The organism is Pseudacidovorax sp. DMC4 (assembly GCF_056314265.1).
In genome coordinates this window covers 533,745-557,161 of record NZ_JBQUYR010000002.1, presented here as the reverse complement: position 1 = coordinate 557,161, position 23,417 = coordinate 533,745, and the positions used below count along the sequence as shown (strand labels likewise).

Genomic DNA, 23,417 nt, shown 5'->3' with positions numbered 1-23,417 from the left:
GCCCGATCAGGCGGGACCGATGCGCACCCACCAGCGCGTCAGGCGATGGACCCGCACCGGCAGCGCGCGCGTGGCAGCCGCCAGGGCGCGGTCGGTGTCGTCCAGCGGAAAGGCGCCCGACAACCGCAGCGCGCCGACGGCCGGGTCACAGGACAGCACCCCGGGGCGGTAACGCGAGAGTTCGGCGGTGAAGTCCGCCAGCCGCATGCCATCGGCCATCAGCAGGCCCTGGGTCCAGGCATCGGCGCTCTCCGGCGCGGGCTGCACGGGGCCGACGCCGTGGCGGTCCAGCCGGACGCTGCGGCTGGCGTCCACCCTTACCGGCGGCGTGGCTGCGGCCGTGGTGTGCTGCGCCTGAACCGCGCCTTCCAGCACGGTCAGTTGCACGACCTCGTCCTCCTGCCGCACAACGAAGCGCGTGCCGATGGGGCGCAGCTCGCCGAAGCGCGTCGCCACCACGAAGGGCCGCTGCTGCGGGTCGTGCGCGGTGCGGACCTGGATTTCGCCCCGGCGCAGCGTCACGCGGCGCAGTTGCCCGTCGATGTGGACGGCTACCTCCGTGGCGGTGTTCAGCATCAGCGCGGTGCCGTCGTCGAGCGTGAGCGAGCGCCGCTCGCCGGTGGCCGTCTGGTAGCGGCCGGGCTCGCCGCGCCAGGGCGTCTGCTCCCAGGCGAGCCAGCCGGCACCGCCCGTCACGCCCAATGCGGCGATGGCACGCAGGGCCCGGCGGCGCGCCTCGGGGCGCGGGCGTGCGAGCGCCGCCATGCCGGCTGCCGGCAGCAGCAGGCCGAAGCGCTGGCTGATCGCCTCCACCTGCGCCCAGGCCTGTTCATGGGCCGGATCGCTGCGCCGCCAGGCCAGCCAGGCCGCGCGGTCGGATTCCGCGAACTCGCCCGAGGTGGCCCGGGAGAACCACAGCGCCGCCGCACGCGCGACCTCGGGGTCGAGCGAGGGCGTCATCGCAGCAGCAGGCAGTTCTGCATGGCCCGCGCGATGTACTGCCGCACCGAGCTGACCGAGACGCCGAGTTGCGCGGCGATCTCGGCATGCGTCAGGCCTTCGAGTTGCAGCAGCAGGAACGCGCGACGCACCTTGGCCGGCAGGCCGTCGAGCAGCGCATCGATCTGCACCAGCGCGTCGACGACCAGCGCGCGCTCCTCCGGCGACGGCGAGGCTGCCTCGCCATGGCAGGCCAGCGCCTCCAAATAGGCGGCTTCGAGGCTGCGCCGGCGCAGCAGGTTGACCATCAGGCCATGGGCGATGGTGCCCAGGAAGGCGCGGGGCTCGCGGATGTGGGGGGCGTCGTCGCGGCTGAGCACCCGCACGAAGGTGTCGTGCGTCAGGTCGGCGGCGTCGAAGGCATTGCCCAGCTTGCGGCGCAGCCAGCCCTGGAGCCAGCCCTGGTGTTCGACATACATCGCGCCCACGAGGTGGCGCTGCACGGAGTCGGAGACGGCAGGCATGAGGAACGAGGCGAGAACGGTCGGCGGGCATGGCGCGGCCGGCCACGGACGCCATGGCACGACGGCCACCGCGCCCCGCCCTGCCACGCAGTGTCGGAGAGTCGCCATCTTAAACGATAGTGGTTCTCATCTTCATCCAGCTGACCGCTGGATGTGGCGAACCTGCCGAAAGCGCCGAGCCCCGGCGACCGGCACGTCCCCAACGGACGGCCGGTGCCGCCCGGTCACATGCCGACGAGCGATCCCAGCGTGCGCGCGAGGAAGCTGTCGAACACCACGCGGCCGTCTACCGAGGCGAGGCAGATGCATTCGCTGCCCGCCTGCACCACCGGCTGGTGGTGGATGTCGCCATCCGCCGCATCGAAATCGCCCGGACCGAAGAGGGCCCGGCCGTCATGGAAGCTGCCCCACAGCACCTGGGTCAGTTCCAGTTCGCTGTGCGTGTGCGGCGGCAGGAACTTGCCGGCGCCGATGCGCAGCAGGAAGACGTTGGCCGCCGGATCCTGCGGCAGGTGCAGGCGGCTCCACCGCATGCCAGGGCCGATCCAGCGCCAGGGCGTGGCGCTGCAGACGTCCAGGGCACGCGGCCAGTGCGCGCCGGCCGGAAGCTCAGGACGGGAGAGCCGGTGACCGCGCGCCCGCCGCGCAGGGGACGGCGTGACACGCGTCGCCGCCGGCGCGTCGATGGCGGCCAGCGTGAGGGCCAGCGCCTCAGGCGCCAGGCCGGCATCCGGCAGTTCCTCCAGCAGGGCGCCGCCCAGGGCTTCGAGGTCCATCAGGCGCCCGGCACAGGCCGGGCAGGTTTCCACATGGCAGGCCAGCACGGCCGCCGGGCCGGCGGGCAGCGTGCCCGCGGCAAGTGCGACCAACATGTCGTCGGTCGGGTGATGTCGGATCGTCGTCATGCCAGGCCGTCCAGCAGCTTGCGCAGATGCGCCACGGCCAGCCGCACGCGCGACTTGACCGTGCCCAGGGGGATGCCGAGTTCGTCGGCGATCCGCGCATGCGGCTGGTCCTCGAAATAAGACAGGTGGAGCACCCGCACCTGATCGGGCGGAAGGCGCCGCAGCGCCTCGCGCAACCGGTGCTCGCAGCGGCGGGCGTGCAGGCGCTCGTCCGGTGCGGGGGCATCCTCGGGCATGGAATCCAGGTCGGCCTGCTCGGCCGAAAGCACCTCCACCGCCCCACCCTGCCGGCGGTAGCGGTCCACGCGCAGATTGCGCGCGATGGTGAAGACCCAGGTCGACACGCCGGCCTGCCGCGCATCGAAGAGCGCGGCCTTGCGCCAGAGCGCCACCATGGTTTCCTGCGCGAGGTCCTCGGCAGCATCCGGGTCGGCCCCTGCACGCATGAGATAGGTCTTGACGCGCGGCGCGAAGTGCTTGAAGAGCACCGCGAAGGCCGTCCGGTCCTGGTGCTCCGCCACCGCGCGGACTAGGTCGCACAGCTCGGCGGAGGTGGGGAGTACGGCTTGGGCGTCGGCGAGGTTCACGATGGACACGGGCAGCAGACGCTTCCGTGGCGGGGGGAGGTTCGACGGCTGGTACCGGGCTTCCATGATGAAGGCCTTTACGCTGCCGCCGGCGGATTGGATCACGGCATCCGCTGCATCGCCTGTAGGACAGGACGAATCCAAAATCCACGGCCGGCCGTATAGGCGGCATGCACCCTGGAGTTCCGATGAGTCTGACCACCCCTGTCGCCCCCGGCCTGCCGCCCGCGCCCGTCGCCTCAGGGGATGCGCCGCTGAACATCGCGGTGGTCGGCGGCGGCATCGCCGGCCTGTCGGCCGCCTGGCTGCTCAACCAGCGCCACCGCGTGACGGTCTTCGAAAGCGAGCCTCGCCCGGGCGGCCACAGCCACACGGTCGATGCGCCGGCCACCGGCGGCGGCCATGTGCCCGTCGACACGGGCTTCATCGTCTACAACGAGCCGTCGTACCCCAATCTCACCGCCCTGTTCGCGCACCTCGAGGTGCCGACGGTGGCCTCGGACATGTCCTTCGCCGTCAGCCAGGACGGCGGCGCGCTCGAATACGCCGGCACCGACCTGCAGGGTCTGTTCGCGCAGCCGCGCAACCTGCTGCGCCCGCGCTTCTGGGCCATGCTGCGCGACCTGATGCGCTTCTACCGCGAGGCACCGCCGCTCGCGGCCCAGGCCGGCCTGCAGCCGCTGGAGGAATTCCTGGACGCCCATGGCTACGGCCGCGCCTTCCGCGAGGACCACCTCTATCCGATGGCGGCGGCGATCTGGTCCACGCCCGCCGGGCAGGTGGGCCGCTACCCGACCGAAGCCTTCATCCGCTTCTGCGAGAACCATCATCTGCTGCAGGTCAACGGCCGTCCCGTCTGGCGCACCGTGAAGGGCGGCAGCCGGGCCTATGTGCAGCGGCTGACGGCCGGCTTTCGCGAACGCATGCACCTCGACCAGCCGGTCGTCGCACTGCGCCGCGATGACGAAGGTGCCTGGGTGCGCACGGCGGCCGGCTGGTGGCCCGAGCGCTTCGATGCCGTGGTCGTCGGCGCGCATGCGGACCAGGCGCTGGGCATGCTGCAGGATCCGAGCGAAGAAGAGAGCCGCCTGCTGGGCGCCTTCCGCTATTCGCGCAATCACACCGTGCTGCACAGCGATCCGGCGCTGATGCCGCGGCGCCGCGCCGTCTGGTCGAGCTGGAACTACCTGTCCGACCGCCGCCAGCCCGACGGCGCGCCCTGTGTCACCTACTGGATGAACCGGCTGCAGGGCATCGACGAGAAGACGCCGCTGTTCGTCACGCTCAATCCCATCGTCGAACCGCATGGCGATCACCTGATCCGCACGCAGGTCTACGAGCATCCGCTGTTCGACGCGCGGGCCATCGAGGCGCAACGGGCACTCTGGTCGATCCAGGGTCAGCGGCGCGTGTGGTACTGCGGCGCCTACTTCGGCTCGGGCTTCCACGAGGACGGCCTGCAGTCGGGACTGGCCGTGGCCGAGGCCCTGGGCGGCGTACGCCGGCCGTGGCAGGTCGCGAACGAATCGGGCCGCATCCACATCGGCGCCCGGCCGGCCGAGGTGGCCGCGTGAGCGGGCGTCCGGTGGCTGCTGGCGCGCACGACGCCGCACAGGGCGACGGGCAGGCGCTGTACCTCGGCCGCGTGATGCACCAGCGCCTGCGGCCCCGGCGGCATCAGCTGGGCTACCGCGTGTATTCGCTGCTGCTGGACATCGACCGCGTGCCGGCCCTTGCGGCGCGCAGCCGGCTCTTTTCGCTCGGGCGCTTCAACCTGTTCAGCCTGCACTGGCGGGACTACGGCGCCGGCGATGCGCAGGGGCCTCGCGCGCACGTGGAGCAGCAGTTGCAGGCCGCCGGCCTGCCGACGGGCGGGCGCATCCGCCTGCTGACCATGCCGCGCATCCTCGGCTATGCCTTCAATCCGCTGAGCGTGTACTTCTGCGATGCGCCGACGGGCGGCCTGCAGGCCATCCTCTACGAGGTCAACAACACCTTCGGCCAGCGCCACAGCTACCTGCTGCCCGTCGCGGCGGACCACGCCGGTGTCATCGAGCAGCGCTGCGACAAGCAGCTGTACGTCTCGCCCTTCCTTGGGCTGGACATGCACTACCGCTTCCGCATCCGTCCGCCCGAGACCGCTGCCGGCGCCGACGGCCGGCTGGAGGTGGGCGTGGATGCGGTGGACGCCCAGGGCCCGCTGCTGGTGGCGCGGCTGGACGCGCAAGCGCGTCCGCTGGGCGACGCCGCACTGCTGCGGGCCTTCTTCAGCCACCCGCTGCTCACGCTCAAGGTGATCGGCGCGATCCACTGGGAGGCGCTGCGGCTGTGGCTCAAGGGCGTCGGCCTGGTGGCCAGGCCGGCGCCTCCCCAGAATCCGGTTACCGTGTCGCCGGCAGAGTCCCCGGCCCTGCCCTCCGGCCCGTCCGCCACCTTGCGTCCCACGCCATGACCGCTCCCCTCGATCCCTCCTGCGACCTGACACCGCCGCCCGACTCGCGACGGCCCGGCCTGCTGGCGGCGCTGCTGGCACGGCGCTGCATCCGGCCCCTGCTGCGGCAGCTGAAGGCCGGGCACCTGATCGTGCAACTGCCGCACGGCGAGCGTCTTGAGGCGCGGGGCACGCTGCCCGGTCCGCAGGCGCTGATCCGGCTGCACCGCTGGCGTCCGCTGCTGCGGCTGCTGGCGCAGGGCGACCTGGGGCTGGCCATTGCCTATCGTGAAGGCGAATGGTCCACGCCCGACCTGCTGGCCGTGCTGGAACTCGGCGCCGCCAACGAGGCCGCATGGCAAGGCGCCATCGACGGCATGCGGCCGGCCCGGTGGCTGGCCCGGCTGGCCCATCTGCGCCGCGACAACAGTCGCGCGGGCAGCCGCGACAACATCGCTTTCCACTACGACCTGGGCAACGCCTTCTACGAACGCTGGCTCGACCCGGGCCTGCAGTACTCCAGCGCCATCTACGCCGACGATCACGAGACGCTCGAAGCCGCACAGGCCCGCAAGCTCGGTCGCATCGTCGAGCTGCTCGACGTGGCGCCCGAGCAGTCGGTCCTGGAGATCGGCTGCGGCTGGGGCGGCCTGGCGCGCCAGATAGCCCAGGCCGGTGCCCGCGTCACCGGCCTCACGCTGTCCACCGAGCAGCTGCGCTGCGCCCAGGACCGCGCGGCGCAGGCCGGCCTGCACGAGCGCGTCGACCTTCGGCTGCAGGACTACCGGGACGTGCAGGGCCAGTTCGACCGCATCGTCTCCATCGAGATGATCGAGGCCGTGGGCGAGGCCTGGTGGCCGACCTATTTCCAGGTGCTGAAGAACCGGCTGGCGGCCGGCGGCCGCGTCGTCGTCCAGGCGATCACCATCGACGAATCGGCCTTCGCGCGCTACCGCGCCGGTGCCGACTTCATCCAGCGCTTCATTTTCCCGGGCGGCATGCTGCCCACGCCCACCCTCATGCGCGAGCAGGGCGAGCGGGTGGGCCTGAAGCTGGCCGAGGTGCAGCGCTTCGGCCACAGCTATGCGCTGACTCTGGCCGAATGGCGCCGCCGCTTCATGGCGCAATGGGCGTCGATCCAGCCGCTCGGTTTCGACGAACGCTTCCACCGCCTGTGGGAGTACTACCTGGCCTATTGCGAGGCGGGCTTCCGCGAGGGACGGATCGACGTCGGGCTGTACGTCTTCGAGCACGGCCGCTGAGCAGCGGCGCGGGGGCGTGCGCCGCGCCAGGCTGCGCCCTCGGAGGGTGTGAATGAAACCGGCGCGGCCGAGCGGCCATGGCGGCTTCGGTCAGACCTTCTCAGGTCTCGACAAGCCGCTGCAGGGCCGCCAGATCGACGATGCGCAGGCGCTTGTAGCCTCCCCCGTAGTCGACCAGGCCCAGGCCGCGCAGGTGGGCGAGTTCCTTGTTGATCGTCTGGCGCGACAGGCCGAGCATCGCGGCCAGGTCGGCCTGCGACACCTGCAGGAGGCCCTCGCGGGCGGGTTGCCCCGACAGGTGGTAGCCCATCTCCATGTTCAGCAGGGTGGCCGCCAGCCGTCGCTGGATCGAGCCCACCATCTGCGCGCGCAGCGAGCCCACGCTCAGCCGCTGCCGGTACAGCGCCAGCCGCGCCACCTCGCGCCACAGGCCCGGGTCGGCGTCCAGCACCTCGATCACGGCGTCGGCCGGGATGTGCAGCACCACCGAATCCTCGTGCGCGTCGTAGCCATAGCTCAGCGGCACGTCGTCGAGCAAGCGCACCAGCGGGACCACATGGCGCGGTCCCAGCAGTGAGTTGACATAGCGCCGGCCGGACTCGTTGACCGCGGCCACCTCCAGGCTGCCCGACACCACGACCAGCAGTTCGCGCCGCGCGCTGTCATGCCCCAGCACCTGCGCACCACGACGGTAGCGCCGCAGCCGCACGGCCGGGATCAGCCGCTGGAGGCAGTGCGCCGGCCAGGTGGAAAACAGCTCGCACCAGCGCAGACCGCGCTCGATGAGCGCCGCCTGCGAGGCCGGCCGGATGGAGCCCGTCTTCGGGTTCGCCAGGGGGTGCTCTCCGTATTTGTGTCGGTGGATTGACAGATTTTGGGCTTTCGCCTGCCTATCGTGGAACCCGTTCAAACCACGACAAGGGCCGGACGGCCCCACGGAGACAAGCAAGCATGAAGACTTTCCTGGCAGCCGGCCTCGGGCTGGCGGCGGGCGCCGGCGCGTGGGCGCAAGGCGTCACGATGTACGGCACGGTGGACCTGTACGTGGCCCACGCCCGCAGCGGCAGCAGCTCGTGGACGCGGATGCAGGACGGCGGCCACACCGCCTCGCGCCTGGGTTTTCGCGGCACCGAGGACCTGGGCGGCGGGCTGCGCGCCGGCTTCGTGCTCGAAAGCGGCATCTCGCCCGACACCGGCCTGGGCAACCTGCCCGGCCCGGAGCTGAGCTTCACGCGCCAGTCCTTCGTGAGCCTGGCCGGCGCCTGGGGCCAGGTGGACCTGGGGCGCATGTACACGCCGATGTTCTACACGCTGTTCCGGGCCGATCCCTACGGCCTCAACGCCGTGTTCTCCCCGCTCAACCTGGTGGCGGCGACCGACGCGCAGCCGGGCGCGCAGGCCTTCGCCGGGCGGGCCAGCAACATGGTGCGCTACCGGACGCCGCAGGGCGACGGCTTCTGGCTCGATGCGGCCTTCGGCTTCGGCGAAGCCGCGCAGGCCAGCCGGCGCAGCGGCCAGTTCGAGGGCGCCGCGGCGGGCTGGACGGGCGAGCGGCTGACGCTGGCCTATGCCTTCCAGCGCGCGCATGGAGGCAGCGCCACCGCGCCCCTGGCCGATCCGCCCCGCACCACCTACCAGGCGCTGAGCGCCACCTACAAGCTCGGCGACCTCGACCTGTACGCCAACCACGTGCGTGTGCGCTCCAGCCTGGCGGGCGTGCCGCAGGCCCGGTTGACCAGCCTGGGCGCGCGCTACAGCTTCACCGCGATGTCGCAGCTGATGGTCGAGGCGGTGGACCGCCGGGTGGACGACAGCGCGCGCCGCCAGCTGGGCTGGACGCTGGGCTACGACCACCACCTCAGCCGGCGGACCACGCTCTACGCCCGCTGGCTGGGCCTGGGCAACCATGCCGACGCCTCGGCCACGCTGGCCGGTGTCACGGTGGCCGCCAACAGCGGCGACGCAGTGCGCGTGCTGGCCGCCGGCATCCGGCACAACTTCTGAGCCTGCTTTCCCCATGGACACCCTGCACTCCCTCCAGAGCCGGCTCGACAGCCTCTCCGCCCTCTTCAACCCGCGCGCGATCGCCGTGGTCGGCGCCTCGGCCAACCCGCAGAAGATCGGCGGCATCCCGGTGGACTACCTGCGGCGCTTCGGCTACGAAGGCCGCCTCTATGCGGTCAATCCGACCACCGACCAGGTCCAGGGCCTGCACGCCCATGCCAGCCTGCAGTCCATCGGCGCGCCGGTGGACCTGGCCATCCTGTCGGTGCCCGCCGCCCGCGTCGAGGACGCGGTGGAAGACGCCATCGCGGCCGGCGTGCGCGGGCTGGTGCTGTTCTCGTCGGGCTATGCCGAGATCGGCGGCGACGGCGTTGCCGCGCAGGCGCGGCTCGGCCGGCGCGTGCGCGAGGCCGGCATCCGGCTCGTGGGCCCCAACTGCCTGGGCTTCATGAACCTGCGAAACCAGGTCTACGCCACCTTCTCGCCCGCGCCCGGCGTGGGACGGGTCGCGCCGGGCCGCATCGGGCTGGTGAGCCAGTCCGGCGCCTTCGGTGCCTATGCCTATGCCATGGCGCGTGAGCGGGGCGTGGGCCTGTCGCTGTGGGCCACCACCGGCAACGAGGCCGACGTGCAGTTCGCCGACTGCCTGGCCTGGCTGGCCCGCGACCCCGGCACCGACGTGATCATGGGCTACATGGAAGGCTGCCGCGACGGCGAGCGGCTGCGCGAGGCCCTGGCCCTGGCGCAGGCGGCGGGCAAGCCGGTGGTCATGGTCAAGGTCGGCCAGACCGCGCTGGGCGCCGAGGCCGCGGTCTCGCACACCGCCGCGCTGGCCGGCGACGACGCGGTGTACGAGGCCGTGATGCGCCGCCATGGCGTGATGCGCGCCCACACGCTCACCGAGTTCTTCGACCTGGCCCACAGCGCGGCCGTGGCCGGCCGGCCGCGCAACCGCAGCCTGGGCCTGTTCACCCTGTCGGGCGGCGTGGGCGCGCTGATGGCCGACGCCGCGCACGCCCAGGGCCTGGACGTACGCCCCCTCAGCCCCCAGGCCCAGGCCACGCTGCGCGAATGGGTGCCCTTCGCGGCACCGCGCAATCCCGTGGACATCACGGGCCAGGTGACCAACGACTTCACCCTGATGGAGCGCAGCGCGCGCCTCATGCTGGAGGACCAGGGCTTCGCGTCGTGGATGGGCTTCCTCGCAGCGGCCGGCGCGTCCGAGGCGTTCTGGCCGGTGCTGCGCTCGTTGGTCGCCTCGCTGCGCGAGGCCTTCCCCGACACCCTGCTGGCCATCAGCACGCTGATGCCGGCTGCGCGCCGGGCCGAGCTCGAGGCCATGCGCTGCCTGGTCTTCGCCGATCCGTCCGACGGCATCCGCACCATCGCCCGCCTCGCCGGGCAGGCACCGCGTGTGGTGACCGAGCCCGCCTCGCGCGGGGCGCCGATCCGCCTGGCGCCGGGCGCCCTGAGCGAGCCGGCCGCCCTGGGGCTGCTGGCCGAATGCGGCGTGCCGGTGGTCGCGCACCGCTGGGTGCACGGCGCGGCGGAGGCGGCCGATGCCGCGCAGTCGGTGGGCGGCACCGTGGCCCTGAAGGTGGTCAGCGCCGACCTGCCGCACAAGACCGAGGCCGGCGGCGTGATGCTGGGGCTGGAGGGCGCCGCCGCCGTCCAGGCCGCCTACCGCGAACTGCAGGCCCGCGTGGCGCAGCGCCGCCCCGATGCGACGCGGGACGGCGCCCTGGTGGCGCGCATGGTGCAAGGCGGCACCGAATGCATCGCCGGCGTGCGACAGGATCCGGTCTTCGGGCCGGTGCTGCTCGTCGGCCTGGGCGGCATCCATGCCGAGCTGCTGCGCGACGTGGCCGTTCGGGTGCTGCCGGTGGACCGTGAGGAGGCACTGGCGATGGTGCGCGAGCTGCGCGCCTTCGCCGTGCTCGACGGCGCGCGCGGCCGGCCGCCGGCCGACCTGGACGGCCTGGCCGACACCCTGTGCGCCCTGGCCGATCTGGCCCGCCGGGCCGGCGACACGCTGGAGAGCGCCGAGATCAATCCGCTGATCGTCCGCCCGAGAAGCGAAGGCGGCTGCGTGGCGGTGGATGCCCTCGTGGTCGGCCGGTCGCCGTCACCGCCCGCGGCCGGCGCCGCGCATGCCATCGGCACGAAAGGCCAGGCATGAACGGCCCGACGCGCCCTTCGCCATCTGCTGGCGCCGCAGGCATGCGCAACCGGTCGGCGGATGGCGCGCAGACCGCCGATGCCGGACGGCGACGCCTTCTGGCGGGCCTGTCCGCCCTGGCCGCGGGCGCACTGCCGCTGCGCACGACGCAGGCCTCCACCCCGGCCACCGACGGCTGGCCCAGCCGTGCGCTGCGCATCGTGGTGCAGTACGCGCCCGGCGGCTCCACGGACACGTTGGCCCGGCTCCTGGCCGAGGCACTGTCGCCCCGCCTGGGCCAGCCCGTGATCGTGGAGAACCGCGCCGGCGCGGGCGGCATCATCGGCACCGATGCGGTAGCCAAGAGTGCGCCCGACGGCCTCACGCTGCTGCTGACCGTGCCAGGACCGATCGCCGCCAACCTGGTGCTCTACAAGCGTCTGCCCTACGACCCGCGCACGGATCTGCGCATGGTCTCGGACGTGGCGACGCCCCGCACGGTGCTGGCGGTGCATCCGTCGGTGCAGGCGCGCGACTTCGCCGGGCTGATCGAGCGCATCCGTGCCCAGCCGGGACGCTTCGCCATGGGCTCCTGGGGCGCCGGCACGCAGCCGCACCAGATCCAGGTCTTCATGGACCGGCACTACGGCCTGCACACGCTGCACGTGGCCTACAAGGGCGAGGCGCCGATGGCCATGGACCTCGTGGCCGGCACGGTCCAGATGACCGTGGGCTCGACCACCACGCTGGCGCCCTACATCCAGGCGGGCCGGCTGCGTGCGGTTGCCACCGCCGGCACCACGCGCGCGCAGGTGCTGCCCGAGGTGCCCACCTTCGCCGAGCAGGGCTTCACGGACGAGGTCTATGCGCTGACCGGCCCCATCTCGCTGATGGCGCCCGCCCGGGTGCCCGACGCGGTGGTCGAGCGGCTGGGCCGGGAGGTCCAGGCCGCGCTCCAGAACCCCGCACTGCGCGCCCGCATCGCCGCCCTCGGCGCCGAGCCCATCGGCAACCTGCCGGCGCAGGCGGCCGACAGCTACCGCCGCTTCCTGCCCGTGTCGATGCGCCTGGTCGAAGCCACCGGCGCGCGGCTGGACTGAGCCACCCATCAACCCCTTTGCATCCGCCCATGATCATGACCTCCCCTGACACCCTCACCGGCCTGGACGCCGGCCGCCGCGACCTGGCCCGCGCCGTGGGCCTGACCGCCTTCGTGCACGGCTATCCCCTGGTCGAATCGGTGCGCACCTGCCGCCTGCAGACCGGCCATCCGGGCCTGGCGCCGCGGGCCCCCATCAACGCGCTCCATGCCATCACCCGACCTTCCACCGACCAGGACCGCGACATCGTCACGCCGGCCAACGACCTGCTCTACACCACGGCATGGATCCACCTGGGCGACGGCCCCTGCGTGCTGACGGTTCCGGCGGCGGCCGAGCATCCCGGCCGCTACTTCGTGCTGGCGCTCTACGACGCCTACACCGAGAACTTCGAGAACCTCGGCCCGCGCAACTGCAGCGCCCAGGGCGAGCAGGTGCTGCTGCTCGGACCCGGCCAGCGCGCCCCGGCGGCGCTTGCGCACCTGCGGCACGTGCCCTGCCCCACCACGCTGGTGTGGCTGATCGGCCGCATCCTGGTCGGCGACGAGGCCGACTGGCCCGCGGCCCGTGCCCTGCAGGCCGGCATCCGGCTCGCGCCGGCCGAGGGCACCGGCCCGAGTCGTGTGCCGGCCTGCGTGGCGGCCTGGGAGGGCGAGCCCGTGGACGCCATGGCCGACATGCAGGCCGGCGTGCCCACGCACGACGTGGCCAGGCGCTTCTTCGGCAACCTCTGCCGCGCGCTGGCCGATGCCCCCGGCCGGCCCGAGGACGTGGGGCTGGTCGCATGGCTGGGCCAGGCCGGGTTGCGGCCGGGCTCCGGCTTCGACTGGGCGGCCCTGGACGCGCCCACGCGCGAGGGTCTGCAGCAAGGGCTGGCCGAGGCGACCCGGCTGGTCGGCGAAGCGGCACGCAGCCGACGCCGCAAGCCCTGGGTGCTGGCCGGCCGGGCCGGGCGCTATGGCAACGACCACCTGACCCGTGCGCTGACGGCCTACATCGGCCTGGGTGCGCTGGCCACCACCGAAGCGCTCTACGCGGCGGGCCATTTCGATGCCGCCGGCGACGCCCTGGACGGCAGCCGCCGCTACACGATGCGCTTCGAGGCCGATGCACTGCCGCCGGCCGACGCCTTCTGGTCGGTCACGCTGTACGACGCGGACCGCTTCCTCCATGCCAATGCGCTCGGCCGCCATGCCATCGGCGACCGCACGCCCGGCCTGCGGCGCGATGCGGACGGCGGCCTGCGGCTGGTCTTCAGCCACGACCGCCCGGCCGACGACGCCAACTGGCTGCCGACGCCGGCGGGCCGCTTCTACCTGATCCTGCGCCTCTACCATCCGCGCGAAGAGGCCCGCACCTGGCGCATACCCGCCCTGCAGGCCTGGGGAGCAACGGCATGAGCCCCGCGACCAGCACCGCCGACCGCGAGGCCATCGTCTATGCCTATCCGCTCTACGAAATGCGCCGCATGCGGGCCGCGACCTCCCCCAGGCGGGTGGCGGCCCACGGCGAGGCGCCCGAAGGCCAACGATGGTGCAACGTCTTCACCCACAGCCGCAGCCTGCTCGCGCCCGGGCGCAGCCGCGTGGTCACGCCCAACAACGACACGCTCTACTCGACGGCCTGGCTCCATGTCGACGACGAGCCGCTGGTCGTCGAAGTGCCCGACACACAGGGCCGCTACTACGTGCTGGGCCTGCTCGACTTCTTCACCAATCCCTTCGCACATCTGGGCACGCGACTGACCGGCAATGCGGCGCGGCGCTTCGTGCTCACGCCGCCGGGCTGGCAGGGCGAGCTACCGGAGGCACTGCAGTCGGCCGACACCCGCGTGCCCTGCCCCACGCCCTGGGTCTGGGTCATCGGCCGCATCCTGGTGGATGGCGAGCACGACCTGCCGGGCGCCCATGCCGTGCAGGACGGACTGCGGCTGCACCGCCTTGGCGACTGGGTCGCCGGCCGCCCGCCCAGGCCGCGGGCCTTCGACCCCGACTGCGATCCGTCGGCGCCCGCCGGGCCGGCGCACTTTGCCCACCAGGTGCGGGCGGCACTCGGCGAAAACCCGCCGCCCGCCTCCGACCTGCCGCAGATCGCCGCGCTCGCGGCGCTGGGGCTCGATCCCGCCGGGCCACCGCCGGCGGACGAGGCCTTGCGCCGCCTGGGCCAGGCCCTGGACGAGGCGCTGGCCCTGTTGCGCAACACCGAGACGGGACGACAGACGGCCGAAGGCTGGACGCTGCCGCCCCTCGTGGAAGGCAGCTTCGGCGACGACCACCGGGCGCGGGCCCTTGTGGCGCTCAAGTACATCGGCATGCTCGAAAGCGCCGAGGCCTACTACCCCCTGGCCTGGAAGGATGAGGACGGCGAGCCGCTCACCGGCCGCCGCGTGTACGCCCTGCACTTCGCGCCCGGTGCCACCCCGCCCGTCGACGCCTTCTGGTCGATCACGCTCTACGACGCCCGCGACTACATGCTGGTCGCCAACCCCATCGACCGCTACGCCATCGGCGACCGCAGCGCCGGGCTGGCCTGGGCAGCCGACGGCAGCCTCACGATCCACATCGCGCACGAGGCACCGCAAGAGCCGGACGTGCGCGCCAACTGGCTGCCCGCGCCAGCCGGCGAGTTCTACCTCTGCCTGCGGGCCTACATCCCGCGGCCGGCCCTGCTGGAGGACCGCTGGCGTCCGCCCGCGCTGCGCGTGACCGGCCGGCCCGCGGGAACGGCGGACGCCCCGGGTCCGGAGTCACGCGCATGACCCTGCCGCAACCCACGCCGGGCGGCGCCAGCGCCGAAAAGCCCTTCCTCATCGTCGGCGAAGGCAGCGAAACCGTCGGACCCGGGCTGCATCTGCTGCGCGGCCAGGGCCATTCCTTCGCGGCCGAAACCGATGTGGGCCTGGTGGTGATGGACGCCGGGCCCGGCGGCCGGGTCACCGCGGGCATGATCGATGCGCTGCGCGCGCTGAGCGATGCCCCGCTGCACGCCCTGTGCTTCAGCCATGGGCACCTGGGCTACAACGCCGGCGTGGACCAGTGGCTGGCCCATGCCGCGCAGCGCGGCGATCCGCGGCCCCGGGTGATCGCCCATGCAGGCGTGCTGCGCCGTCACGCGCGCTACCGCGAGACAGCCGGCCTGCAGCACCGGCTGGCGGAGATGCAGTTCCGCCGGCCCGCCGCCTTCTTCGAACGCCACCTGGCGCTGCACGACCCCGACGAGACCTTCGAGGACCGGCTGACGATCGGGCACGACGAGCGGCGCGTCGAGCTGAGGTGGGCCCCATCGGAGACGGACGATGCCATCGTGCTGTGGTCGCCTGCCCAGCGGGTGCTCTATGGTGGCGCGGCCCTGATCGACTCCATGCCCAATGTCGGCACGCCGCTGCGCACGCTGCGCGACCCGGTCCGCTGGGCGCGCACGCTGGAGCAACTCGCCGCGCTGCGCCCGGAGGTCGCCGTCCGCGAGTTCGGCCCGACGCTGCGTGGCGCCCAGCGCGTGCAGGACGTGCTGCTGCACACGGCGCGCGCCCTGCGCTGGTTGCGGGAGCGGACCGTCGCGCTGATGAATGAGGGACTGGACGAGCGCCAGATCCTCGCGCGGCTGGACTATCCCAAGGAGATCTTCGGCGTCGACTGGCTCAAGCCCACCTATGGCGAGCCGAGCTATGTGGTGCGGGACGTCTACCGCGCCGAGAACGGCTGGTGGGACCGCAACCCGACCAGCCTGCATCCCGCCCCGCCCGACCGGGTCGCGCGGGAGGTCGGCGCCGCCATCACGGACAAGGCCGGCGTGCTGGCCCGCGCCGCCGCACTTGCGTCGCGTGGCGAATGGCAACTGGCCCTGCACGTGGTAGACCTGCTGGCCACCGCCGAGGGCGAGGCGGCCGAATTCGCCGAGGCCCGCCGGCTCAAGGCTGCGTGGCTGCGCGAGCGCGCCGGCCAGGTGCGCAGCTATGTGTCGCGCAATCTCTTTCTCAGCAGTGCCGAGCGCCTGGACGCCACCCTGCCCCCGCGGCCGGGCGCTGGCTGACGGCGCCCCCTCCCGCGCCCTTGCCCACCTGCCGGCCCTGCAACATCCCGATCACGGAGACACCCATGCCCACCATCCTGCGCCACGGCGCACTTTTCCTTGCCGCCATCTGCGCGTCCAGTCACGCCGCCGAACCGTACCCACAACGTCCGGTGACGCTGATCGTGCCCACTGCACCGGCCGGTGGCACGGACACCATCGCGCGCATCATGGCCGAATTCCTCGGAAAGCAACTCGGCCAGCCCTTCGTGGTCGAGAACAAGCCGGGTGCCAACGGCGTGCTGGGCGTGGAGGCCGGCGCCCGGGCGGCACCGGATGGCTACCGGCTGCTGTTCACCTATGCGGCGTCGGTGGTGGTCAATCCCGGCCTCTACCGGAAGCTGCCCTACGACCCGGTCAAGGACCTGGCACCCATCGCCCAGATCGGCCGCGGCGGCAACCTGCTGCTGGTGCGTCCGGACTTTCCAGCCCGCACGCTCGACGAGTTCGTGCGCGAGGTGAAGGCGCATCCCGGCAAGTACAGCTACTGCTCCTGGGGCGCCGGCTCAGGCGGACACCTGGCCATGGAAAGCCTGAAGAAGCAGGCCGGCATCGACATGCTGCATGTGCCCTACAAGGGCACCAGCCCCTGCGTGCAGGACCTGGCGGGCCGGCAGGTGGACGCCGCCTTCGGCGACACCTCGTCGACCATCGAACTGGTCAAGGCGGGGCGCGTGCGCGCCCTGGCCAACAGCGGCCCCAAGCGGCTGCCGATGCTGCCCGACGTGCCCACGATGACGGAAGCCGGCTATCCCTTCACCACCTACAGCTGGTACGGCCTGCTGGCACCCGCGCACACGCCGCCGGACATCATCGGACGCCTCAATGCGGCCGTGCAGAAGGCCCTGGTCGACCCCGAGGTGGTGCGGCGCATGCGGGAACTCAACTTCGACGATCTTCCGCAGACCACGCCTGCGCAGTTCGGCGCGGTGATCCGCCAGGATCTCCAGGACTGGCGCGGGCTCATCCGCTCGATCAACCTCAGCCTGGATTGAAAGCCGCCGCGCCCAAAGAAAAGGGGCCCGAAGGCCCCTTGGTCTGGCGATGCGCCGGAGGTGCTCAGCGCACCACGGCGATCTGCGTGCGCGCGCCACCCTTGTAGGTGTAGAGCGTCAGCGCGCCGTTCTTGATGTCGCCCTTCTCGTCGAAGGCGATGGGGCCGGTCAGGCCCTTGTATTCGATCTTGCCGACTTCAGGCAGGTACTTGGCGGGGTCGGCCGAGCCGGCCTTGGCCATGGCGGCAGCCAGCACCTGCACGGCGTCGTAGACGTACGGCGCGTAGATCTGCACGTCCACGCCGTTCTTTTCCTTGAACTTGGCCTTCCAGGCGTCCAGCGGCGCCTTGAAGTCGCCGTCCACGCCGCCGGCTTCGGCGCAGTAGACCATCTCTTCGCCGATGGCATCGCCGGCCAGCTTGGCCAGCTCGCCCGTGCACAGGCCGTCGCCGCCCATGAACTTGACGTTCAGGCCCAGCTGCTTGACCTGCTTGAGCATCGGGCCGCCGACGGCGTCCATGCCGCCAAAGAACAGGATGTCGGGCTTGGCGCCCTTGAGCTTGGTCAGGATGGCGTTGAAGTCGGTGGACTTGTCGGTGGTGAACTCGCGGCCCACGATCGTGCCGCCGGCGGCCTTGGCGGCCTTCTCGAACTCGTCGGCGACGCCCTGGCCGTAGGCCGTGCGGTCGTCGATCACGGCGATGTTCTTGCCCTTGAGGGTTTCGACGGCGTACTTGCCCAGGGTGCCACCCAGCTGGGTGTCGTCAGCCACCACGCGGAAGGTGGTCTTGAAGCCCTGACGGGTGTACTTGGGGTTGGTCGCGGAGGGGGAGATCTGCGGGATGCCGGCGTCGCTGTAGATCTTGGAGGCGGGGATGGTGGTGCCCGAGTTCAGGTGGCCGACCACGCCGTTGACCTGGCTGTCCACCAGCTTCTGGGCCACGGCCGTGCCCTGCTTCGGATCGCCGGCATCGTCCTCGGCGATCAGCTCGAACTTGGCCGTCTTGTCGCCGATCTTCATGCCCTGGGCATTCAGGTCCTCGATGGCCATCTTGGCGCCCAGTTCGTTGTCCTTGCCCAGGTGGGCGATGGCACCGCTGGTGGGCGCCACGTGGCCGATCTTGACCGTGAGGGTTTCACCCGCCGGAGGCGCAGCAGGTGCGGGCGCCGCCGCCGTGGCTGCCGGGCTCGCTGCGGGTGCTGCGGCTTCTTCCTTCTTGCCACAGGCCACCACCGAGAGTGCAGCCAGGGCGACCGCGGTCCATTTCAATTGCATGAGAAACCTCCAGAACGATGAAGACAGGATTGATGTTGGTCTACCGGTCGATGCAACCGGCGCGCCATGCTGGAGCAAGTTCCAAGCCGACGCACCGGCTGGCGGCACCCGCGCGCCCTCCGACCTGCGAGTCAGTTTAGCCCAACGATGGTGCACGAACCCCGGCGGAAACACGGGGTTGGGCGGCCGAAAGCTCCTCGGCCAGGGCGTTCGAAATGAGCTGCCGCAGCTGGTCTTCGAGACGGTTCCGAAGCACCGGGATCATGGCATCGAGCTGCTGCTGGACGGCCTGCGAGACGACATCGGTCAGCGCCTCCTCCAGCCGCAGGTCGACGCGCTGGAGCACACGGTGCAGCAGTTCTTCCTCGATCTCGAAGACGTCCTCCGGGCGGATGGCCACCATGGAGGCGGTGGGCGCCGGCTCGGCAGAGGCCTGCGCCACGGACATGGCTTCGGCGGCCGGCGGGACCGTGGCGGCGGGTGCATCGGCCTGGAGCACCGGAGCGGGCGTCTCGGGCCAGACCAGCTCGGGGCCCACCACCGACGGCGCGTCGAGGTCGACCACCGCGGTGAGGGTCGGCACGAAGCGCGGCGGGGTGCGGGGCGGCACGCTCATGCGCTGCGCGATCCCACGTCGTGTCGCGTGATGGCGTAGCCGCGATCCGAATAGTGGCGCCAGCGCGTGCGGCCGGCCAGCCGCTCGTCGTCATCGAGGCCCACCACGTCGATCAGGCGATCGAAGCGCTCGAAGCCCTGCGGCAGGGGCCGACCCAGGTTGAGCATCACCTGGCGGTGGGACGGTGGTTCGCCTTCGGCCAGGCCCAGCAGCACGGCGGAGCGCCCGCGCACATGCACTGGCGCGTCGGCCTTGCAGTGCGGGATGAAGTCCGCCGGCGAGAAGCGCCACAGGGCTTCGTCCAGCGCGTCGAGCAGTTCGCCGGGCCCTTGCACCACGACCTGCGCATCGGCGCCGAGCACGGCCTTGCGCAGGAGCCGGCAGGCATGCTGCAGCTTGTCGGCCGTGTTGTAGTGGACGTCGATCTCGGTCACGGGGCGTTACGCTCGGCCTCAGGCCGGGGCTGGCGTCTTGCGGGCGCGCTTGCGCGGCGCCGTCGGCACGGCGCCTGCGGCAGCCTGCGACAGCAGGTAGTCCAGCAGCAGGCCCACGGGACGGCCCGTGGCGCCCTTGGCCGCACCGCTTTTCCAGGCGGTGCCGGCGATGTCCAGGTGCGCCCAGGCGAAGTCGGCGGTGAAGCGCTGCAGGAACTTGGCGGCCGTGATGGCGCCGCCCGCGCGGCCGGCCACGTTGGCGACGTCGGCAAAGCGCGTCTTCAGCCCTTCGGCGTACTCGTCATCCAGCGGCATGCGCCAGCAACGGTCCTGCGCGTTCTCGCCCGCACGCTGCAGGGCTCCGGCCAGGGCATCGTCGCTGGAGAACAGGCCGCTGCGCACGCCGCCCAAGGCCACCACGCAGGCGCCCGTCAGGGTCGCGATGTCGATGACCGCCTTGGGCGAAAAGCGCTTGGCGTAGGTCAGCGCATCGCACAGGATGAGCCGGCCTTCAGCGTCGGTGTTGAGGATCTCGATGGTCTGGCCGTCCATGCTGGTGACCACGTCACCGGGCTTCACGGCTCGGCCGTCGTTCATGTTCTCGCAGCTGGGAATGAGGCCGACCACGTTGATGGCAGGCTGGATCTCACCCAGCGCACGGAAGACGCCGAGCACGCTGGCCGCGCCGCCCATGTCGAACTTCATCTCGTCCATCTCGGCCGCGGGCTTGAGCGACACGCCGCCCGTGTCGAAGGTGATGCCCTTGCCAACCAGCACCTGCGGCGCCACGTCCTTGGCCGCGCCCTGGTAGCGCAGCACGATGAAGCGCAGCGGCTGCTCGGAACCCTGGGCCACGGCCATGAAGGCGCCCATGCCGAGCTTGGCCACCTCACGCGGACCCAGCACCTCGACCTTGAGCTTGGGGCCGCGGGCCAGCGACTGCGCGGCCTCGGCCAGCATCGTGGGCGTGGAGTGGTTGCCCGGACGGTTGGCCCATTCCTTGGCGAACTCGATGCCCCGCACCGTGGCGCGAGCGACGTCGAAGCCGGCCTGAAGGCCGGAGGCATCGGCCACGCCCAGCACGAGCTGGCGGATGGTGCGCGGCTCGGGCTTGGACTTTGTGGTGGTGTAGACGTAGCTCGCGTCGGCGGCGGCGAGCATCGCCGCATGCAGGGCCCGGGCATCGACGGCGCCCGCGAAGACCATCGCCAGCTTCTTGGGCGCGGCGGACTTGACCGCCTGCAGGGCCGCACCGACGGCACTGCGAACAGCCGTGGACGAAAGATCACCGGCAGAGCACAGCACGAGCCGCATCGCCGAGACGTCGGCCGCCCCATAGGCCTCGACCAGCTTGCCCGGCTTGCCCTTCAGGTCGCCGGCCTTGCGGGCCTGGGCCAGCAGCCGCGACACGCCGTCGCTGCCCTCGCCCTTGAAGTCGTCATGCACGAGGACGACGAGTGCGTCGCCCTTTTCCGAGGCAGCCTGCGCGAGGCCGAGGGTCTTGAGTTGGAAGTCCATAATCCGTCTTTTCGCTCGGACGATGTTATTCCATTCCACTTTGCGCAAGGAGCTGTCGCGCAGCTTCGGGGCCACGCTGGTGGTGCTGATCGCGATCGTGATGACGATCATCCTGATCCGCACGCTGGGCCTGGCCTCGCGTGGCAGCGTCAATCCCTCCGAGGTCTTCCTGGTGATGGCCTATACGGTGATCGGCTACATGCCGACCATCCTCAGCCTGAGCCTGTTCATCTCGATCGTCGGCACGCTCTCGCGCATGTACCGCGACAGCGAGATGGTCATCTGGTTCTCGGCGGGTCGCGGCCTGGCGGACTTCATCTCGCCCTTGCTGCGCTTCGCCTGGCCGGTGCTGCTGCTGATCGCCGTGCTGTCGCTCGTTGGCTGGCCCTGGGCCAACTCGCAGACGCAGGGCATGCGTGACCAGTACGAGCGCCGCGGCGACCTCGACCGCGTGGCGCCCGGACAGTTCCAGGAATCGGCGGCCCGCAACCGCGTGTTCTACATCGACAAGGACTCGCCGGACGCCACCTCGGCCTCCAACGTCTTCATCTCCTCGCTGGAGCGCAACCAGCAGATCATCACCTCGGCCCAGAGCGGCAAGGTGGAGACCCTCATGGGCGGCCGCTACCTGGTCCTGTCCAACGGCCAGCGGCTGGAGCGCAGCTTCGACAACAGCGACCTGAAGATCAGCGAATTCGGCACCTACGGCGCGCGCATGGGCAACGACAGCCCCTTGCCGGGCGAGACCGTTGCGCCGAAGGCGCTGTCCACGCTCGCTCTGCTCGCATCGCCTTCGCTGCCCAACCAGGGCGAGCTCGGCTGGCGCGTGGGCATGGTGTTGGCCGCCGTGAACTTCGTGCTGCTGGCGCTGGTGGTGTCCAACGTCAACCCGCGGGTGGGGCGCAGCGGCAACCTGCTGTTCGCCCTGTTCTGCTTCGTCATCTACTTCAACCTGCTCAACCTGGGCCAAAGCTGGGTGGGCAACGGCCGCTTCTCGCTGCCGGGCTTCCTGGTGGTGCTGCATGGCGGCATGCTCGTGGGCATGCTGCTGTGGATCGCCCTTCGCCACAACAGCTGGCGGCGTCCGCGCCCGCGCGCCGCCACATCCTGAACGCATGAGAACGCTGCGCCGCCTGATCTACGCCGAGGCGATCAAGTCGATCGCCTTCGTCACGCTGGGCTTCCTGAGCCTGTTCTTCTTCTTCGACTTCGTGGACGAGCTGTCCTCGGTGGGCAAAGGCACCGTGGCACCTTACGGCCTGCCCCAGGCCCTGCTCTACGTCACGTTGCTGGTGCCCAGCCACCTCTACGAACTGCTTCCGATCGCGGTGCTGATCGGCAGCATCTTCGTGATGGCCAATCTGGCGCGCAGCTCGGAATACACGATCCTGCGCACCAGCGGCCTCGGTCCATGGCGAGCCTTGCGCATGCTGCTGACGCTGGGCCTCGGCTTCGTGGTGCTGACCTTTGCGGTGGGCGACTACGTGGCGCCGCTGTCCGACCGTGCGGCGCAGTTGCTCAAGTCCCGCTACCAGGGCTACCTGGCGACGGCCGGCCTCACGGGCGGCTGGCTGAAGGAGCGGCAGGGCGACCATTCCTTCGCGGTCAACGTGGTGTCCATCGACCGCGACGGCACGCTGAAGCTGCCGCGCGTGTTCGAGTTCGACGACCGCGGCTTCCTGCGCTCGCTGACCACGGCCGACACGGCGCGCATCGTCGCAGGCGGCTGGGTGCTGCAGAACGCCCAGCGCCAGGAGTTCCAGACCGCGCCCGGCACGACGTCGCCCAAGGTGATCAATGTTCACCAGCCGCTGCTGGCCTGGCAGACCGGCCTGACCACGGACATGGTGGCGGTCGCACTGCTTAAGCCGGAGCGCATGCGCACGGTCGACCTGTTCGAGTACACGCGCCACCTGGATGCCAACGGCCAGGCCACCCAGCGCTACAAGATCGAGTTCTGGCGCAAGGTGTTCTATCCGCTGTCCTGCCTGGTGATGGTGGTGCTGGCCCTGCCCTTCGCCTACCTGCACTTCCGCCAGAGCGGCATCGCCGGCTATGTGTTCGGCGGCGTGATGATCGGCATCAGCTTCTTCCTGCTGAACAACGTATTCGGTTACATCGGCAATCTGCGCGACTGGTGGCCGTGGGCCACGGCGGCGGCGCCGGGCCTTCTGTATTCGCTGATGTCGCTGGGCGCCTTCGGCTGGCTGGTGCTGCGGCGATGACGATGCACGGCATCGTCCTCTTCGCCCATGGCTCGCGCGACGCGCAGTGGCGCGAGCCGGTGGAGGCCGTGGCGCGTCGCGTCGCCGAGCAGGCGCCGGACGCGCGCGTGCGCTGCGCCTATCTGGAACTGGTCGCGCCCGACCTGCCGGCGGCGGTGGCGGAACTCGTGGCCGAGGGCGTGGCCAGTATCCACGTCGTGCCGCTCTTCCTGGGCATGGGCCGCCATGCGCGGGAAGACCTGCCGCTGCTCATGGCCGAACTGCGCCAGAAGCACCCCGCCGTGCAGTTCACCCAGGCCCCAGCCGTGGGCCAGGATCCGGCCGTCATCGACCTGCTGGCCCGGCTGGCGCTCCAACCACTTCAATAGATTCATA

General features: G+C 71.4%; 22 protein-coding genes. 13 read left to right on the top strand and 9 right to left on the bottom strand.

Annotation, left to right across the window (positions count from 1 at the left end):
* Positions 1–6: 6 nt before the first annotated feature.
* The 4 genes from ACT54X_RS06315 to ACT54X_RS06300 all read right to left on the bottom strand — a co-directional run bounded on the left by ACT54X_RS06315 (position 7) and on the right by ACT54X_RS06300 (position 3,060).
* Positions 7–960, bottom strand: a complete 954-nt coding sequence (locus ACT54X_RS06315) for a FecR domain-containing protein (RefSeq protein ID WP_294365481.1) — start codon at positions 958–960, stop codon at positions 7–9.
* Positions 957–1,463, bottom strand: coding sequence for a sigma-70 family RNA polymerase sigma factor (locus ACT54X_RS06310; protein WP_234191784.1), 507 nt, complete (start codon positions 1,461–1,463; stop codon positions 957–959). Before ACT54X_RS06310 ends, ACT54X_RS06315 begins: the two co-directional genes overlap by 4 nt.
* 224 nt (positions 1,464–1,687) lie before the next feature.
* Positions 1,688–2,368, bottom strand: a complete 681-nt coding sequence (locus ACT54X_RS06305; protein ID WP_476345598.1) for a ChrR family anti-sigma-E factor — start codon at positions 2,366–2,368, stop codon at positions 1,688–1,690.
* Positions 2,365–3,060: a sigma-70 family RNA polymerase sigma factor gene (locus ACT54X_RS06300; protein WP_476345596.1), complete on the bottom strand. Its 696-nt coding sequence runs from the start codon at positions 3,058–3,060 to the stop codon at positions 2,365–2,367. The genes ACT54X_RS06305 and ACT54X_RS06300 overlap by 4 nt, the downstream gene beginning before the upstream one ends.
* Before the next feature lie 83 nt (positions 3,061–3,143).
* Here ACT54X_RS06300 and ACT54X_RS06295 point away from each other — a divergent pair, with 83 nt between their 5' ends.
* Genes ACT54X_RS06295 through ACT54X_RS06285 form a run of 3 tightly spaced genes read left to right on the top strand, consistent with a single transcriptional unit; the run spans position 3,144 to position 6,648 of the window.
* Positions 3,144–4,529 carry an NAD(P)/FAD-dependent oxidoreductase gene (locus ACT54X_RS06295; RefSeq protein WP_476345594.1) on the top strand — a complete coding sequence of 462 codons (1,386 nt, stop codon included), beginning with the start codon at positions 3,144–3,146 and terminating at the stop codon, positions 4,527–4,529.
* Positions 4,526–5,407: a DUF1365 domain-containing protein gene (locus ACT54X_RS06290; protein ID WP_476345592.1), complete on the top strand. Its 882-nt coding sequence runs from the start codon at positions 4,526–4,528 to the stop codon at positions 5,405–5,407. The genes ACT54X_RS06295 and ACT54X_RS06290 overlap by 4 nt, the downstream gene beginning before the upstream one ends.
* Complete coding sequence (locus ACT54X_RS06285; protein WP_476345590.1) at positions 5,404–6,648, top strand: class I SAM-dependent methyltransferase; 1,245 nt, start codon at positions 5,404–5,406, stop codon at positions 6,646–6,648. The genes ACT54X_RS06290 and ACT54X_RS06285 overlap by 4 nt, the downstream gene beginning before the upstream one ends.
* A gap of 100 nt (positions 6,649–6,748) precedes the next feature.
* Here ACT54X_RS06285 and ACT54X_RS06280 read toward each other — a convergent pair whose 3' ends face one another.
* Complete coding sequence (locus ACT54X_RS06280) at positions 6,749–7,357, bottom strand: Crp/Fnr family transcriptional regulator (protein ID WP_294365456.1); 609 nt, start codon at positions 7,355–7,357, stop codon at positions 6,749–6,751.
* Between the two features lie 242 nt (positions 7,358–7,599).
* Between ACT54X_RS06280 and ACT54X_RS06275 the strand changes: the two genes are divergently transcribed.
* From ACT54X_RS06275 to ACT54X_RS06245, 7 genes are all read left to right on the top strand, one after another.
* Positions 7,600–8,652: a porin gene (locus ACT54X_RS06275; protein ID WP_294365455.1), complete on the top strand. Its 1,053-nt coding sequence runs from the start codon at positions 7,600–7,602 to the stop codon at positions 8,650–8,652.
* Positions 8,653–8,665: 13 nt separating this feature from the next.
* A complete protein-coding gene (locus tag ACT54X_RS06270) occupies positions 8,666–10,831 on the top strand; it encodes an acetate--CoA ligase family protein (RefSeq protein ID WP_294365453.1) in 2,166 nt (721 codons plus the stop codon).
* 41 nt (positions 10,832–10,872) lie between these two features.
* Positions 10,873–11,910, top strand: coding sequence for a Bug family tripartite tricarboxylate transporter substrate binding protein (locus tag ACT54X_RS06265; RefSeq protein ID WP_294365451.1), 1,038 nt, complete (start codon positions 10,873–10,875; stop codon positions 11,908–11,910).
* 35 nt (positions 11,911–11,945) lie between these two features.
* The gene (locus ACT54X_RS06260; protein ID WP_294365948.1) at positions 11,946–13,310 is read left to right on the top strand and encodes a DUF1254 domain-containing protein; all 1,365 of its coding nucleotides are present in this window, start codon (positions 11,946–11,948) and stop codon (positions 13,308–13,310) included.
* Complete coding sequence (locus ACT54X_RS06255) at positions 13,307–14,668, top strand: DUF1254 domain-containing protein (protein WP_476345587.1); 1,362 nt, start codon at positions 13,307–13,309, stop codon at positions 14,666–14,668. The genes ACT54X_RS06260 and ACT54X_RS06255 overlap by 4 nt, the downstream gene beginning before the upstream one ends.
* Positions 14,665–15,939: an alkyl sulfatase dimerization domain-containing protein gene (locus ACT54X_RS06250; RefSeq protein ID WP_294365444.1), complete on the top strand. Its 1,275-nt coding sequence runs from the start codon at positions 14,665–14,667 to the stop codon at positions 15,937–15,939. Before ACT54X_RS06255 ends, ACT54X_RS06250 begins: the two co-directional genes overlap by 4 nt.
* Before the next feature lie 65 nt (positions 15,940–16,004).
* Entirely contained in the window at positions 16,005–16,973 is a 969-nt protein-coding gene (locus ACT54X_RS06245) for a Bug family tripartite tricarboxylate transporter substrate binding protein (RefSeq protein ID WP_294365439.1), read from the top strand.
* 64 nt (positions 16,974–17,037) lie between these two features.
* Here the strand turns inward: ACT54X_RS06245 and ACT54X_RS06240 are convergent, their stop codons facing one another.
* From ACT54X_RS06240 to ACT54X_RS06225, 4 genes are all read right to left on the bottom strand, one after another.
* The gene (locus ACT54X_RS06240; protein WP_017761929.1) at positions 17,038–18,249 is read right to left on the bottom strand and encodes a branched-chain amino acid ABC transporter substrate-binding protein; all 1,212 of its coding nucleotides are present in this window, start codon (positions 18,247–18,249) and stop codon (positions 17,038–17,040) included.
* 136 nt (positions 18,250–18,385) lie between these two features.
* Positions 18,386–18,865, bottom strand: a complete 480-nt coding sequence (locus ACT54X_RS06235) for a hypothetical protein (protein WP_294365434.1) — start codon at positions 18,863–18,865, stop codon at positions 18,386–18,388.
* A complete protein-coding gene (locus tag ACT54X_RS06230) occupies positions 18,862–19,299 on the bottom strand; it encodes a DNA polymerase III subunit chi (protein ID WP_354320555.1) in 438 nt (145 codons plus the stop codon). Before ACT54X_RS06230 ends, ACT54X_RS06235 begins: the two co-directional genes overlap by 4 nt.
* Positions 19,300–19,317: 18 nt before the next feature.
* Positions 19,318–20,817: a leucyl aminopeptidase gene (locus tag ACT54X_RS06225; RefSeq protein WP_476345583.1), complete on the bottom strand. Its 1,500-nt coding sequence runs from the start codon at positions 20,815–20,817 to the stop codon at positions 19,318–19,320.
* A 22-nt stretch (positions 20,818–20,839) separates the two neighbouring features.
* Between ACT54X_RS06225 and lptF the strand changes: the two genes are divergently transcribed.
* The 3 genes from lptF to ACT54X_RS06210 are packed head-to-tail and all read left to right on the top strand — an operon-like array spanning position 20,840 to position 23,410.
* Positions 20,840–21,928 (top strand): LPS export ABC transporter permease LptF, encoded by a 1,089-nt coding sequence (gene lptF, locus ACT54X_RS06220; protein WP_354320557.1) that lies wholly within the window; start codon positions 20,840–20,842, stop codon positions 21,926–21,928.
* Positions 21,929–21,932: 4 nt separating this feature from the next.
* The gene (gene lptG / locus ACT54X_RS06215; RefSeq protein WP_294365419.1) at positions 21,933–23,042 is read left to right on the top strand and encodes an LPS export ABC transporter permease LptG; all 1,110 of its coding nucleotides are present in this window, start codon (positions 21,933–21,935) and stop codon (positions 23,040–23,042) included.
* Positions 23,039–23,410 carry a sirohydrochlorin chelatase gene (locus tag ACT54X_RS06210; protein ID WP_294365417.1) on the top strand — a complete coding sequence of 124 codons (372 nt, stop codon included), beginning with the start codon at positions 23,039–23,041 and terminating at the stop codon, positions 23,408–23,410. Before lptG ends, ACT54X_RS06210 begins: the two co-directional genes overlap by 4 nt.
* Positions 23,411–23,417: the final 7 nt, after the last annotated feature.